14 protein-coding genes are annotated in these 13,636 nt (G+C 71.7%); 6 read left to right on the forward strand and 8 right to left on the reverse strand.

Annotated elements, in window-relative coordinates:
• Nucleotides 1-4 precede the first annotated feature (4 nt).
• The 5 genes from ACQP2X_RS32580 to ACQP2X_RS32600 all read left to right on the forward strand — a co-directional run bounded on the left by ACQP2X_RS32580 (nucleotide 5) and on the right by ACQP2X_RS32600 (nucleotide 4,655).
• Nucleotides 5-1,000, forward strand: a complete 996-nt coding sequence (locus tag ACQP2X_RS32580; protein ID WP_498688441.1) for a TIGR03842 family LLM class F420-dependent oxidoreductase — start codon at nucleotides 5-7, stop codon at nucleotides 998-1,000.
• Complete coding sequence (locus ACQP2X_RS32585; protein ID WP_498688442.1) at nucleotides 997-1,839, forward strand: ABC transporter permease; 843 nt, start codon at nucleotides 997-999, stop codon at nucleotides 1,837-1,839. The genes ACQP2X_RS32580 and ACQP2X_RS32585 overlap by 4 nt, the downstream gene beginning before the upstream one ends.
• Nucleotides 1,836-2,615 carry an ABC transporter ATP-binding protein gene (locus ACQP2X_RS32590; protein WP_498688444.1) on the forward strand — a complete coding sequence of 260 codons (780 nt, stop codon included), beginning with the start codon at nucleotides 1,836-1,838 and terminating at the stop codon, nucleotides 2,613-2,615. The genes ACQP2X_RS32585 and ACQP2X_RS32590 overlap by 4 nt, the downstream gene beginning before the upstream one ends.
• On the forward strand, nucleotides 2,612-3,376 hold the full coding sequence (locus tag ACQP2X_RS32595; protein ID WP_498688445.1) for an ABC transporter permease: 765 nt from the start codon (nucleotides 2,612-2,614) through the stop codon (nucleotides 3,374-3,376). The genes ACQP2X_RS32590 and ACQP2X_RS32595 overlap by 4 nt, the downstream gene beginning before the upstream one ends.
• 136 nt (nucleotides 3,377-3,512) lie before the next feature.
• Nucleotides 3,513-4,655: an ABC transporter substrate-binding protein gene (locus ACQP2X_RS32600; protein WP_498688447.1), complete on the forward strand. Its 1,143-nt coding sequence runs from the start codon at nucleotides 3,513-3,515 to the stop codon at nucleotides 4,653-4,655.
• Here the strand turns inward: ACQP2X_RS32600 and ACQP2X_RS32605 are convergent.
• Genes ACQP2X_RS32605 through ACQP2X_RS32620 form a run of 4 tightly spaced genes read right to left on the reverse strand, consistent with a single transcriptional unit; the run spans nucleotide 4,652 to nucleotide 9,073 of the window.
• Complete coding sequence (locus ACQP2X_RS32605; RefSeq protein ID WP_498688448.1) at nucleotides 4,652-5,434, reverse strand: hypothetical protein; 783 nt, start codon at nucleotides 5,432-5,434, stop codon at nucleotides 4,652-4,654. The genes ACQP2X_RS32600 and ACQP2X_RS32605 overlap by 4 nt on opposite strands.
• Nucleotides 5,431-6,294: an SCO6745 family protein gene (locus ACQP2X_RS32610; protein WP_498688449.1), complete on the reverse strand. Its 864-nt coding sequence runs from the start codon at nucleotides 6,292-6,294 to the stop codon at nucleotides 5,431-5,433. Before ACQP2X_RS32610 ends, ACQP2X_RS32605 begins: the two co-directional genes overlap by 4 nt.
• Nucleotides 6,291-6,782 carry a hypothetical protein gene (locus ACQP2X_RS32615; RefSeq protein WP_498688450.1) on the reverse strand — a complete coding sequence of 164 codons (492 nt, stop codon included), beginning with the start codon at nucleotides 6,780-6,782 and terminating at the stop codon, nucleotides 6,291-6,293. Before ACQP2X_RS32615 ends, ACQP2X_RS32610 begins: the two co-directional genes overlap by 4 nt.
• Before the next feature lie 20 nt (nucleotides 6,783-6,802).
• A complete protein-coding gene (locus ACQP2X_RS32620; RefSeq protein ID WP_498688452.1) occupies nucleotides 6,803-9,073 on the reverse strand; it encodes a putative bifunctional diguanylate cyclase/phosphodiesterase in 2,271 nt (756 codons plus the stop codon).
• An 88-nt stretch (nucleotides 9,074-9,161) separates the two neighbouring features.
• On the opposite strand from ACQP2X_RS32620, the gene ACQP2X_RS32625 reads away from it, so the two are divergent.
• Nucleotides 9,162-9,539, forward strand: coding sequence for an Hpt domain-containing protein (locus tag ACQP2X_RS32625; protein ID WP_498688453.1), 378 nt, complete (start codon nucleotides 9,162-9,164; stop codon nucleotides 9,537-9,539).
• Here ACQP2X_RS32625 and ACQP2X_RS32630 read toward each other — a convergent pair.
• From ACQP2X_RS32630 to ACQP2X_RS32645, 4 genes are read right to left on the reverse strand one after another with little or no spacing between them, the layout of a single operon-like run.
• Nucleotides 9,536-10,735: a response regulator gene (locus ACQP2X_RS32630; RefSeq protein WP_498688454.1), complete on the reverse strand. Its 1,200-nt coding sequence runs from the start codon at nucleotides 10,733-10,735 to the stop codon at nucleotides 9,536-9,538. The two genes, ACQP2X_RS32625 and ACQP2X_RS32630, sit on opposite strands and share 4 nt — an antisense overlap.
• Nucleotides 10,736-10,767: 32 nt before the next feature.
• Entirely contained in the window at nucleotides 10,768-12,366 is a 1,599-nt protein-coding gene (locus ACQP2X_RS32635; protein WP_498688455.1) for a sensor histidine kinase, read from the reverse strand.
• The gene (locus tag ACQP2X_RS32640) at nucleotides 12,367-12,789 is read right to left on the reverse strand and encodes a response regulator (protein WP_498688457.1); all 423 of its coding nucleotides are present in this window, start codon (nucleotides 12,787-12,789) and stop codon (nucleotides 12,367-12,369) included.
• A gap of 26 nt (nucleotides 12,790-12,815) precedes the next feature.
• Complete coding sequence (locus tag ACQP2X_RS32645; protein WP_498688459.1) at nucleotides 12,816-13,625, reverse strand: SAM-dependent methyltransferase; 810 nt, start codon at nucleotides 13,623-13,625, stop codon at nucleotides 12,816-12,818.
• Nucleotides 13,626-13,636 lie beyond the last annotated feature (11 nt).

Consider the following 13,636-nt stretch of genomic DNA (forward strand, 5'->3'; position numbering starts at 1 on the left):
GCCCATGGACATCGGAGTGGTTCTCCAGAACAACCCGCCCGCCATGCAGGTGGTCGAGCTGGCCAAGCAGGCCGAGGCGGCCGGCTTCAGTCACGTGTGGACGTTCGACTCGCACGTGCTGTGGCAGGAGCCGTTCGTCGTCTACTCGAAGATCCTCGACGAGACCGAGCGGGTGATCGTCGGCCCGATGGTCACCAACCCGGGCACCCGCGACTGGACGGTCCTGGCGTCGCTGTTCGCGACCCTCAACGAGATGTACGGCAACCGCACCATCTGCGGCATCGGCCGGGGCGACTCGGCCCTGCGGGTGCTGGGGGCGACACCACAGACGCTCGGGCAGCTCCGCGAATCGGTCCAGGTGATCCGCGGCCTGGCCAACGGCGAGAAGGTGATGCTGCGCGGCAAGGAGCAACAGCTGGCTTGGGCGCCGGACAGCCGATTGGACGTCTGGGTCGCGGCGTACGGGCCGAAAGCCCTGGCCCTGACCGGCGAAGTGGGTGACGGCTACATCCTCCAGCTCGCCGACCCCGACATCGCGGCCTGGATGATCGGCGCGGTGCGGCGGGCGGCCGAGGCGGCCGGGCGGGATCCGATGGCCATCAAGTTCTGTGTGGCCGCGCCGGCGTACGTCGGGAACGACCTTGACCATCAGCGGGAACAGACCCGGTGGTTCGGCGGGATGGTCGGCAACCACGTGGCCGACATCGTGGCCCGGTACGGCTCGGACGGCACGGTGCCGCAGGTCCTGACCGACTACATCAAGGGCCGCGAGGGCTACGACTACGCCGAGCACGGCCGGGCCGGCAACACGCACACCACGTTCGTGCCCGACGAGATCGTCGACCGGTTCTGCATCCTCGGGCCGGTCGAACAGCACCTCAAACGGCTCGAGGAGCTGCGGGCGCTCGGCGTGGACCAGTTCGCGGTCTATCTCCAGCACGACGCCAAAGAGGAGACCCTCCGGGCGTACGGCGAGCACATCATCCCGGCGCTCTCGTGAGGAAGGCTCTGTACGCGCTCGCCGGGCTCGCCGTCGCCGTCGTGCTCTGGGAGGGCTACAAGGCCGTCGGAAACCCCGACGGGACAGTGCTTTTCGGCGTACGGGTCCTGCCCCGCGCCGACGACCTCTCCATGCCCCACCTGTGGACCGTCCTCGAACGGCTCGGCCGCCCGGAGCTCACGGGCGGCCGGCCGGTCTGGATCGTGGTGGTCCAGGCGTGCCTGTTCACCCTAGGCATCACGGCCGTCGGCTTCGTCATCGGCGCCCTCGTCGGGTTGCTGCTGGCGGTGGCCATGGAGCGGTTCCGGATCGTCGAGCGCGGTCTGCTGCCGTACGTCATCCTGAGTCAGACCGTGCCCCTGGTGGCCCTCGCGCCGCTGGTGGCCGGCTGGGGCGGCACGATCATGCCGGCCTGGGCGGTGGTGTCGGTGATCGCCGCCTACCTGGCGTTCTTCCCGGTGGCCGTGGGCATGCTGCGCGGCCTCCAGTCGCCCTCGACCAGTGGCGTCGAGCTGATGCGCAGCTACGCCGCCGGCTGGTGGCGCACCCTGGTCAAGCTGCGGTTCCCGTCCTCACTGCCATATCTGTTCCCGGCCCTGCGCCTGGCCGGGGCGGCGGCGGTGGTCGGCGCCGTGGTCGGCGAGATCTCCACCGGCACCCGGGGCGGCATCGGCCGCCTCATCATCGAATATTCCCGCGAGGCCACCTCGGACCCCGCGAAGGTCTACACCGCGATGCTCGGCGCCGCCCTGCTCGGCCTCGTCGTCGCCGGTCTCGTCAGCCTGCTGGAGCTGCCGCTCATGCGGCACCGCCGGCACGTGGAGGTGGCTACATTGTGAGCGCCGTCGTCGTTTCTTCCGTCACGAAGATCTTCAACCAGGGACGCCCGGACGAGGTGGCCGCGCTGTCCGATGTCGACCTGACCGTGGGCGACGGTGAGTTCGTGTCGCTCATCGGCCCGTCCGGCTGCGGCAAGAGCACACTGCTGCGGCTGATCGCCGACCTCATCGAACCGTCGGCGGGCACGGTCACCGTCGCCGGCAAGGACGCCGGCAAGGCCCGCAAGGAACAGGCGTACGGCATCGCCTTCCAGCAGGCCGGGCTCTTCGAGTGGCGGACCGTGCTGCGCAACGTCGAACTTCCGCTGGAACTGCGCGGCATGGGCAAGGCGGAGCGCAAGGCCCGGGCCGAGGAGATGCTGACCCTGGTCGGCCTCTCCGAGTTCGCCGGGCACTATCCGGCCCAGCTCTCCGGCGGCATGCAGCAGCGGGTGGCGATCGCGCGGGCCCTGGCCGTACAGCCGCCCCTGCTTCTCATGGACGAGCCCTTCGGGGCCCTCGACGAGATGACCCGCGAACGGCTGCAGTCGGAGCTGCTCGCCATCTGCGCCACCACCGGCACGAGCACGGTCTTCGTCACCCACTCCATCTCGGAGGCGGTCTTCCTGTCCGACCGGGTGGTCGTCATGTCGGCCCGCCCGGGCCGGATCACCGCGTCGGTCACCGTCGACCTGCCCAGCCGCGACGACGCCGGCCGCCAGTCCCCCGCCTTCTTCGACAAGATCACCGAGGTGCGGCAGGCACTGCGCGGCACCCCGGTCAGGGCGAGCTCGTGAAGTGGGCCCGCTCGGTCCTGCCGCCCCTGGCCGTCGGGGTGCTGGCGATCGTGGCGTGGGAGCTCACGGTCTCGCTGGGCCGGGTCGCCCCGTTCATCCTGCCCGCGCCGTCGGCGATCTGGCGCGAGCTGGTGGCCCAGCGGCAGAACGTGTGGGAGGCGGCCCTGGCCAGCGGCACGAACGCGCTGATCGGCCTGGCCGCGGGCGCCGTGCTGGGTGTGCTGGCGGCCATGGTGGCCAGCCGCTTCACACCCCTGACCGAGATCTCCATCCCGTTCGCGGCGGTGCTCAACGCGCTGCCGATCATCGCCCTGGCGCCGATCCTCAACAACATGTTCGAGTCGACGAGCAGCATCCCCCGCCGGCTCGTCACCGCGATCATCGTCTTCTTCCCGGTCTTCGTGAACACCCTGCGCGGCCTGCGCGAGGTCGACCCGATCCACCGGGAGCTGATGCACACGTACGCCGCCGGCGGCTGGACGTTCGCCCGCAAGGTGCGGCTGCCGGGCGCACTGCCGTACGTGTTCACGGGCCTGCGCCAGGCTTCGTCGCTGGCGGTCATCGCCGCGGTGGTGGCCGAGTATTTCGGCGGGCTGCAGACCGGGCTGGGCTCGCGGATCACGTCGGCCGCGGCCTTCACGGCGTATCCGAGGGCGTGGGCTTTCGTGGTCGGCGCCTGCCTGCTGGGCCTCGTCTTCTATCTGACCACGCTCCTGCTGGAACGCCTGGCCATGCCGTGGCGGACCCGCCTGATCGCCTGACCTGACCAGACCAGCGCCCCGCCCTCCCAAGGGGGCCCCCATCCAACACAGCAATCCTCCCGCGATTCGCCGAATCGACCCGGGAGCCCTGTGGAAAACACAACCGCGCCGTGAAAGCCCCACTTCGGAGGTATCCATGCGACGAATCCGGATATTTACTGCCATCGCCGCCACAACGGCCCTGCTAGCGGCGGGCTGCGGGACGGCCGACGACTCGGCGACCCCGGCGCCCGGCGGGAGCGGCGGAGCCCTCACCCCGATCAAACTTCAGCTGCAATGGTTCTACCAGGCCCAGTTCGGAGGCTACATCGCCGCCGTCGACCAGGGCTTCTACAAGGAGCAGGGTCTCGACGTACAGCTGCTCGAAGGCGGTGTCGACATCGTCCCGCAGACCGTTCTCGCCCAGGGCAAGGCCGACTACGCCGTGGCCTGGGTCCCCAAGGCGCTGGCGAGCCGCGAGCAGGGCGCCGGCATCACCGACGTCGGGCAGATCTTCGGGCGCTCCGGCACCTATCAGGTCGCCTGGAAGGACTCCGGCATCCGGACCGCGGCCGACCTGAAGGGCAAGAAGGTCGGCAACTGGGGCTTCGGCAACGAGTACGAGCTGTTCGCCGGCATGACCAAGGCCGGCCTCGACCCGGGCAAGGACGTCACCCTCGTGCAGCAGCAGTTCGACATGCAGGCGCTGCTCAAGAAGGAGATCGACGCCGCTCAGGCGATGAGCTACAACGAGTACGCCCAGCTGCTCGAGGCCAAGAATCCGCAGACCGGCAAGCTGTACACCGCCGACGACTTCTCGATCATCGACTGGAAGTCGGAGGGTTCGTCGATGCTTCAGGACGCCGTCTGGGCGAACACCGAGAAGCTCGACGACCCCGCCTATCAGCAGCAGACCGTCAAGTTCCTGACCGCCACGATCAAGGGCTGGGCGTTCTGCCGGGACAACGCCGAGAAGTGCCGCGACCTGGTCGTGGCCAAGGGGTCGAAGCTCGGCAAGAGCCACCAGCTGTGGCAGATGAACGAGACGAACAAGCTCATCTGGCCGGCGGAGGGCGGCATCGGCGTCATCGACGACGCCGCCTGGAAGCAGACCGTGGACATCTCGATGACCACCAAGAACCAGACCGGTGACACCGTGCTCACCAAGGCCCCGGAGGGCCTGGCCTACACCAACGACTACATCAACCAGGCGATCACCGCGGCCAAGGCGGCCGGCGTGGACGTCAACGGCACGTCGTTCCAGCCGGCCACGGTCACCTTGTCCGAGGGTGGCGCCTAGGAAGTGATCAGGCGGGCCGCCAGGGCGACCGAGGTCAGGTCGCCCTGGCGCAGCTTGCCGGCCGCGTCATGCTCACCCAGGTTCTCCAGGCGGTGCGCGGACGAGTCGACGAGTTGCTCGTCGCCGGCCAGCAGCCGCTTGGCGATGCGGGCCTGGGCCGGGCTCAGGTCGGCGTACGCGCACTGGTCGAGCGCGGTGATCGTCTCGGCGTCGAGCGTGCCGTCGATGGCCCGCTCGGTGACCACCTTGAGCAGCCAGGTCGGCCACCAGCCGTACTTGCCGACGGCCAGGCCCGAGCGCACGGCCATCTCGGGACGCTGCCCGGCGCGCAGCAGCCGCAGGGCCAGCGCCGAGTCGAACTGCTCGAGCCGCAGCGCGTGCACGAAGACCTTCATGAGCGCCGCGGTGCCGACCACCGGCTCGATCTCCGCGGCCGCCTCGGCGAAACGACCTTTCAAGGCATGGACCAGGGCGTACGCCTCGGCGGTGCCGGCGTCGCCGGTGGAGCGCTCGTTGAGCCGCTCGACCGTGGCCACCAGCCGCTCGGTGCCCTTGGTGGCCCGCTCGGCGAGCTCCTCACTCGCCGGTTTGTTGAGGTGACGTACCACCACCTCGGCCGCGATCTCGGCCTCGCGGCGCAGCAGCGGCGAGGCGATCTTCGGCGTGATCACGTCGGCGAGCCCCTCCGCCGCGGTCGCGGCGTCGAAACGCTCGGCGACCTCCTGGAACTGCCCCCACCACGAGGCGGGATGTCCGACGGTCACAACCCCCGTGCTCACGATCGTCCCTCCGTGTAGACCGCCGGGCTCAGCATCCCGGCCTTCACCAATGTGCGGCTCAGCGGCCGGGTCAGCTCGGCCAGGCGTACGCACGCGTCGGTCCCGATCGCGTCGTACGCCGGCTGGGCCAGCCGGTCGGTCACCGCCTCCACTTCCGCGCGCAGCTCGCGGCCCGCGTCGGTAAGCACCTCACCGTGTTCGTCAATCAGACCCCTGCTCCTTAGGGCATCAACGGCGCCGGCCCAGTGATCCCGGCCCCATCCGCGGCTCAGGCGCAGGAAGCGCTCGTCCATCTCGCCCGAGGTGACGTGCAGCACCAGCGCCTCGAGGCCGCTGATCCCGGCCGCCAGCAGCGCCGCCACGTGGCCGTCGCCGCGGAACTCGCGCAGCAACGTCTGCGCGTGCCAGAGCACCAGGTGCGGCTCGTCCGGCCAGGGCAGGCCGAGATGGGCGGCGAACAGCGGGCGTCCCTGCGGCCACGCGGCCGCCGCCTCGGCCGCCCGCCGGGCCAGCGCGGCCGCCTCGGCCACCTCGGGCGAGGCGAGCGTCTCGGCGCCGAGCCCCCGGGCCAGCGCGGCGCCGGCCGCTTCGAGCCGGGCCCGGGCCATGGCGGCCGGTGTGGTCGTCTCCCAGACCGACGGCAGGGCCCGGGCGACCAGGGTGGGGTTGAAGTTGTAGAAGGTGGCCGTGACGACGCCGGGCCCGGTGGGCCCGAAGGCGGCGCCCCGAGAGGCGAAGTAGCCGTCGGACACGCCGACGCCGAGCTCGGCGTACCGCGCGGGGGCCTCGGGAACGAAATAGATCATCGAATGGATCGGCTCGGTCACGCGCCAGGCCCGCCGCTGCGGAGACTCGGTCATTCGTCTTCTCCCATTCCCGGCAGTGAGAGCGGCTCGGACGGTGCGATGGTGGCGGCCGAGTGCTTCGGCGGGGGCAGCTCGGCGACGGTGGACCAGGTGCCGGACTTGCGGGCCGCCGGCCGGGTCACCATGTGCACCGGCAGCGGCGGCGGGGTGAACGGTCCCGCGCCCCAGCGGACCCAGATCGCCATGCGCCCGGCCGCCGCCTCGGCCAGCAGCTTGTCCACCGTGCGGGGCCGGTCGAGCCGGTCGACCTCGATCGCGATCGGCTCCGCCGAGGGACGGGCGCAGGCCACGTCCAGCACCGAGTGGCCCTTCAGCGGCGGCGGCAGCGGGAAGACGCTCGGCGCCCGCCGGTAGACCCGCCAGCCCGAGGACGTGCCCCAGCCGGCGATCGCCTCGATGATCCGGGCCGTCGCCTGGTCGGTGGTCAGGTCGGTGAAGCGCAGATCGGCGAGCCAGGCTTGCAGGGAACGCGCGGTGTCCATCGCCGTACATTAAGCCTCCCTCACGCCGCTGCCGCCAGCTCCACCCGGCCGGCCAGCAGACGCGTCATCGCGTCGGCCGGCATCGGGCGGGCCAGGTGATAGCCCTGGCCGAGCGTGTAACCGAGCCGCTGGAGCCGGTCGGCCTGCTCCTGGTTCTCGATGCCCTCGGCCACCGTGTCCAGGCCGAGTGCCCCGGCCAGCTGGATGACGGCACGGGCCACCGCCTGCCGGGCCTCGGCCTCCGGTGTTCCCATCTCGTCGAGTTCGATGCCGTCGACGAACGACTTGTCGAGCTTGATGATCGACGCCGGGAACGAGCGCAGCAGGCTCAGCGACGACTCGCCGGTGCCGAAGTCGTCGAGCGCCAGCCGTACGCCCATCTCGTGCAGTTCGCGCAAGGTCCGCGAGACCTGCGGGCCGCGCAGCACGGCCGACTCGGTCAGCTCCAGCACCAGCCGGTCGTGGGACAGGCCGGAGTCGGCCAGCGCCGCCCGCACGTCGGCCACGAAGTCGGGGTCGTGCAGCTGCCGCACGGACACGTTGGGACCCAGCTTCTGCATGCAGTCGGGGCCGAACTCGGCCAGCCAGGCGGCGGCCTGCCGGCACGACTCGCGGAGCACGAACCGGCCCAGCGGCACGATCAGCCCGGTGCCCTCGGCGGCCGGGATGAACTCGCCCGGCGGGACCAGGCCGCGGGTCGGATGCTGCCAGCGCACGAGCGGCTCGACGCCGACGATCCGGCCCGTGGCCAACTCGACCAGCGGCTGGTAGTGCACGCGGAACTCGCCGGCGTCCAGGGCGCGGCGCAGCTCGCCGCCGATCTGGGCGTGCGCGAGGACCGGCTGTTCCATGCCGTCGTGATAGCGGACCCAGTTGCCCTTGCCGCGCTGCTTGGCCGCGTACATGGCCACGTCGGCGTGCCGCAGCAGCGGGTCGAGGCCCTCACCGGCGGCGGCGGTGGCGATGCCGACGCTGGCGTGCACCAGCAGGCGGTGGTCGCTCAGCGGCTTGGCGAACTCGTCGAGCACCCGACGGGCCACGGTCTCGCCGTCGGCATCGGGGCACAGCAGCACGGCGAACTCGTCGCCGGCGAGCCGGACCGGCAGGCCGTCCGGGCCGACGGCGGAGCTCAGCGCGCCGGCCACGGCGATCAGGAGCTGGTCGCCCACGTCGTGGCCGAGCGAGTCGTTGACGGTCTTGAAGTCGTCCAGGTCCACCAGGAGAACGGTGGTGTCCCGCTGCTCCAGGGCGGCCGCCACCCGCGTACGGAAGAGGCCCCGGTTGCCGAGCCCGGTCAGCCCGTCGTGGGTGACCTCGTGGCGCAGGCGGTCCTCGGAGGCCCGCTGGGCCCGCAGCAGGCGGGCGTTCTCCCGCAGGGCCATCATCTGGCGCACGGCGACCAGGCCGGTGAGCAGCACGGTGGCCACGATGACCACGCTCTCGGCCCAGCCCTGGCCGGGGCCCAGCAGGGACAGCAGGGACAGGTCGGCCGCGGCCAGCGCGAGATAGGGCAGCAGGGTGCCGGAGCGGCGCGGGGGCGCGCCGGTCGAGATCGACTGACGGTACGCCCCGACCGCCACGAAGATGTGCGTGACCGGCATGACGATCGCCTGGGCGAGCAGGACGCTGTCGTCGCCGCCGAGCGAGAGCAGGGCCACGCCCACACCGGTCAGCGCGGTCGCGGCGATCAGCCGGATCGCGCTGCGGTCGACCGGGCCGCCGTCGATGTAGGAGACCTTGGTGATGCCGCCGAGACCGAGCAGGAAGGAGATGCCGATCAGGGCCGTCGACTGGGCGCTCCAGCCGTCCGACGCGGTGATCATCGGGGCCAGGCCGAAGGTCCAGAGCAGCGTGCCGACGCCGACGAAGGCGATCGTCCGGTCGATCAGCTGCCGGCGGCGGGCGCCCGGCCCGGTGTTGCCGAGCGGCACCCGCATCACGCCCCACATCGCGGTGAGCATGCCGATGCCGGCCATCGCGGCGGCGGGCAGCGGGATGTCGGGCAGCCTGGGCGAGGTGCCGAAGGCGACCACGGCCAGGATGAGATAGCCGGCGCTGAGCACCGTCATGCCGGCCAGGATGTGGTGCCAGAACCGCCGGGTGACCGGGTCCAGCCGCCGTCCGCGCAGCAGGGCGGCGATGGCGAGGATCCCGGCGGCGCCGCCGGCGGGCATGAACACGTACGCCACGGCGTCCGGGCCGGGCCTGGTCACGAACCAGAGAGCGCCCAGCAGGGTGATGGTGACGGCCGCGACGACGTAGCGGATCGGCGTACGGGTGTCGGTGGCCACCCCGGAAGCATCGGCGGGAACGAACGAAACCATAGGACTTTTCACGACCGGGCACCTCCTCCGGCCGTCAGCCAGCAGGATTGAAGACATGGAGCGAAGCCGGGAGGACGAGGTCCGGGACCGGATGCGGGACATCGCCGGCGGCGACCCCGGGGACGCGGAACGCGCGCTGATGAGCCGGCTCATCCGCTCGTTCCTGGCGAAGACGCCGGGCACGGTGGACCGGCTCGGTGAGCTGCTCCGCGGCGGCGATGCCTCGGAGCTGCGCGACCACGCGCACACGATGAAGGGCTCGGCCGCCAACATCGGCGCCGGCACCCTGGCCGCGATCCTGGCCGAGGTCGAGAACTCGGCCCGCGAGGGCTACATCGCCGACCCCGACGTGACGCTCGGCCGCGTCGCCGCCGAGCAGGCCCTCGCCTTCGAGGTGCTGGAGCGGTACGCGGCCGAGCTCGAGAGCTCCTAGCCGGCCACGTCGAGGGCGGGGCGCGGCTCCGGCTCGGGCAGGAGCATGTCCGCGTCGAAGCGGCGGCCGCCGGGGATGGCCAGCACCGGCTCGACGATCTCGATGGTGCGGGCGAAGTTGGTGAGCCGGTCGAGCAGCAGCTCGGTGACGAGCATGCCGCGGCCGATCAAAACCAGGCCGTTGACCGCGACGATGTCCTCGGCCACCCGCATGTTGACCTCGAGGTCGACCACGCGCAGGCCGCGGACCTTCTCGGCGACGTGCACGACGCCCTTGAGCTGGCGCAGCGCGGCGAGCACGTGCAGGGCGCTGTCCTCGCGGCACTCGAGCACGGCGATGGCGCTGTCCACCTCGAGGCCGCGGCTCTCCAGCGTCTCGTAGTCGATGGCGGTACGCACGACGGCCACCGCGGCCTCGACCAGCGGGCTCGGGTTGCGGGGCGGCTTGCTGCTGAGCCCCAGGACGATCTGGATCACGTCCTCGAGCATCGGGATGTTCTTGAGCAGCTGCACCGCGACCTCGGGCATGTGGTCGATCATGACCTGCTCGTCGGAGGTGCAGGGCATGCCCTTGTCGAGCTTGGCCAGCACGCTGGGCGGCAGGGTGACCGCGCCCAGCTGCGACGCCATCGCGGCGACCTCGATCTCCCAGAGCGAGTCGAGCTGCATCTGGTGGCAGAGCTCGCCGACCAGGGTGCGGATGCGGCCGCCGCGGGCGAAGGCGAGCGGGCTGGCCAGCTCCAGACAGCCGAAGAGCGCCTCCAGGCTGCTCTTGAGGGTCTTGTCGAGCAGCTGGCGGTCGGCGGTCGAGCGGCCGTGCAGCTCCACCGCCTCCTGCACGGTCGAGCGCAGGTCCTCGGTCCTGACCGGCTTGGCGAGGTAGCGGTAGACGCCGCCGTCGTTGATCGCGGCGATCGCCGAGTTCAGGTCGCTCTGCGCGGTGTGCAGCACGCGGGTGGTGTCGGGATATTCGACCTGGATGCGGCGCAGGAGTTCGACGCCGTCCATCTCGGGCATGCGCAGATCGCTGATGACCGCCGCGACCGGGCCGTTCTCGGCCAGCAGGCGCAGCGCCTCGGCCCCACTCTCGGCGACCAGGACCTTGTGGTCGCGGCGCAGCTGGAGGGCCAGCGTCTCGAGGATGGTGGACTCGTCGTCCACGAGCAGCACGGTCGGTCGCGCCAGCGTGTCAGTCATACCGCCACTATCGGCATCACTCAGACCGGCCTTTAGGGTCTGCGGGTGGGCAGGCGGACGTGGACGGTCGTGCCGTGCGGGAGATGCCCGGTGAGGCTGATGGTGCCGCCGTGCAGGCCGACGATCGTCCGGGCCAGGCTGAGTCCCAGGCCTTTGCCGGCGATGCCCTGGTGGCGCACGTTGCTGGCGCGGTAGAAGCGGTCGAAGACGCGGTCGCGCTCCTCGGCCGGGGTGCCGATGCCGTGGTCGGTCACGGTCAGCTCGATCGTGGCGCCGTGCTCGCGCAGCCCCACGTGCACGTCGCCGCCGCGCGGGCTGTAGTTGACGGCGTTGGCCAGCAGGTCGTCGACCACCTGGCGGAGCCGGTGGGCGTCGCCGTCGAGCGGCAGCGGGGCGGTGCGGTCGGCGTCGAGGCGTACGCCGTTGGCGGTCGCGGCCGGCGTGGCGGCGGCGATGGCCGTGGCCACGACCGAGGCCAGGTCGACCGGCACGATGGTGAGGGCGACGTGCCCGGAGTCGAGCCCGGCCAGGTCGAGCAGGGTGTCGACGACGCCGCGCAGCGCGGTGGCGTTGCGCTGGACGGCCTCCACCATCGCGCGGCCCTCCTCGTCGAGGCCCGCCGTCGCCTCACCGAGCATGGACGAGCTGGCCACGATGGTGGTCAGCGGTGTGCGCATCTCGTGGCTGACCAGCGCGATGAAGTCGTCCTTGGCCCGGGTGAGCTGGCAGGCCAGCGCCTCGGCCCGGCGCAGGGCCACGTAGACGCCGATCTGGGCCGCGACACCGTCGAGCAGCACGGCCAGCAGGTCCTCGTGCGGCTCGGGCATCGAGGCGTAGCAGGTGAGCACGCCGAGCACGGTGGATCCGTCCCGAACCGGCACCGACAGCACCGAACGGATGCCGTGCCGCAGGCAGGCGGCGGCCCGGGAGCGTTCCAGCGGGCTGCTCAGGTTCACCGTGTGGGCGATGTCGGGCACCCAGAGCGGTTTGCCGGTGACCCAGACCCGGCCGGTGATGCCGGAGCCGCGGATCGGCGCGAAGCCGAGCACCGCCTCGAGCCCGCTGCCGGGCGCGCACCAGCGGCCGCCGAAGGTCAGCTCGCCGTCGTCCTCGCCGGTCAGCCAGAGTTCGGCCGCGGGCCACCCGAGCGTCTCGCCGAGCGCGGCCAGCACGCCGGGCGCCGCGTCGACGATCGATCCGGCCGACTGCAGGGCCTGCTCGACGGCCCGGTGACAGTCGCGGAAGCGTTCGGCCCGGCGCAGCGCGGTGACCTCGCGGGCGATCGCGACCGCGCCCACCTGGCCGCCGCCGGCGCCGTGGATGGGCCGCGCGGTGACGGCGACGACCCGTTCGCGGCGGCCCGGCACCCGCACGATCATGTCGGCGTCGACCGCCTCGCCGCGGACCGCCCGCTGGACCGGCGCCTCGGCCCAGCTGATCGGGGTGCCGCCGGCGTCGAACAGGACGCCGTCGGCGCGCCGCGGATAGTCGCGCAGGGCGGTCTGCTCGTCCAGGCTCATCAGCTCGCGGACCGGCCGGTTGACCAGGACCACCTCGCCGTCGGCGTCACAGGCGATGACGCCGACCGTCAGGCTCTCCAGCAGCGCGTCGAGGAAGGCGTCGCGGTCCACCTAGGCCGAGACCGGCCAGCGGGCGGGGCAGCCGACGTCGGCGCCGTGGTGGCCGTGCGGGCCCAGGTCGGCCAGGTCGCCGATCACCTCGCGCAGCTTGTCGTTGGGGCAGGGCTTGAGCAGCACGGCGCAGGCGCCGGCGGCGATCGGGGCGTTGTCGCCGGGGTGCAGGTGACCGCTGAGCATCACTATCGGCGTCTTGCCCAGCTCGGCGTGCTCACGGATGGCCCGGGTCAGCTCGATGCCGTCCATCCGGGGCATGCCGAGGTCGGTCAGCACCACGTCCGGCCGCTCGGCGATCGCCGTCTCCAGCGCCCGCACGCCGTCCGGCTCGTGGCTGACGGTGTGCCCGGCGCGTTTGAGCAGCCTGGTGAGGATCAGGGCGATGTCCTGGTCGTCCTCGGCGATAAGCACGCTTGCCATCCTTCAAGCATGCGGCAATAAGTCCCTCATGTACCGATTTTGCGGGACATCCCCACGATGAAGGCTCTCCGGGCGACCTCATCGAGGTCCTCCTCCCCCATCCATGCGCCGACCATGGTCACGCCGGGCTCCAGCACGGGCCAGTCGCCGAAGAAGCCGCGGATGTCCTCCTGGTCGCGCATCACCATCGGGGCGGTGGTGTTGTTGTAGATCCGCCGGACCCGCTCGATGCGATCGGAGGCGCCCTTGCGGCACCCGTGGGTGAGGGCCAGGACGCTGCCCGGGGCCAGGGCCCGGCGATAGTCGTCGAGTGCCCGCTCCAGGCGCTCGGTGTCCGGGATGAAGTGGGCGACCGCGATCAGCAGCAGGCCGACCGGGCGGTCGAAGTCGATCAGGTCGCGGACGACCGGGGATCCGAGCACCGCGCCGGCGTCGGTGAGATCGGCCAGGACCATTCCGGCGTACGGATCGTCGCCCGTCACGCAGCGGCCGTGCAGATAGGCCGACGCCTCGACGTCGACGCCGACGATCGGCGCGCGCGGGTCGAGCTCCCGCACCACCTCGCGCGCGTCGCCGGGCGAGGGGATGCCGCAACCGAGGTCGAGGAACTGGCCGACGCCGGCCTCGTGGGCCCGGACGACGGCCCGGCGCAGGACGCGCCGGTTGAGCCGGACGATCGCCGGCAGCTCGGGCATCGCGGTCAGCGCGGCCGCGGCGGCCTCACGGTCGGCCGCGAAGTTGTGCCGCCCACCGAGGAAGTAGTTGTACATGCGGGCCACGCTGGGCCGCTGCATGTCGACCTCCGGCACGGCCTGAGCCTCGGCCTCACCGATCATAGTGCGAGCCT

Origin of the sequence: Actinoplanes sp. CA-131856 (assembly GCF_050956135.1) — a bacterium.
Classification (GTDB): domain Bacteria; phylum Actinomycetota; class Actinomycetes; order Mycobacteriales; family Micromonosporaceae; genus Actinoplanes.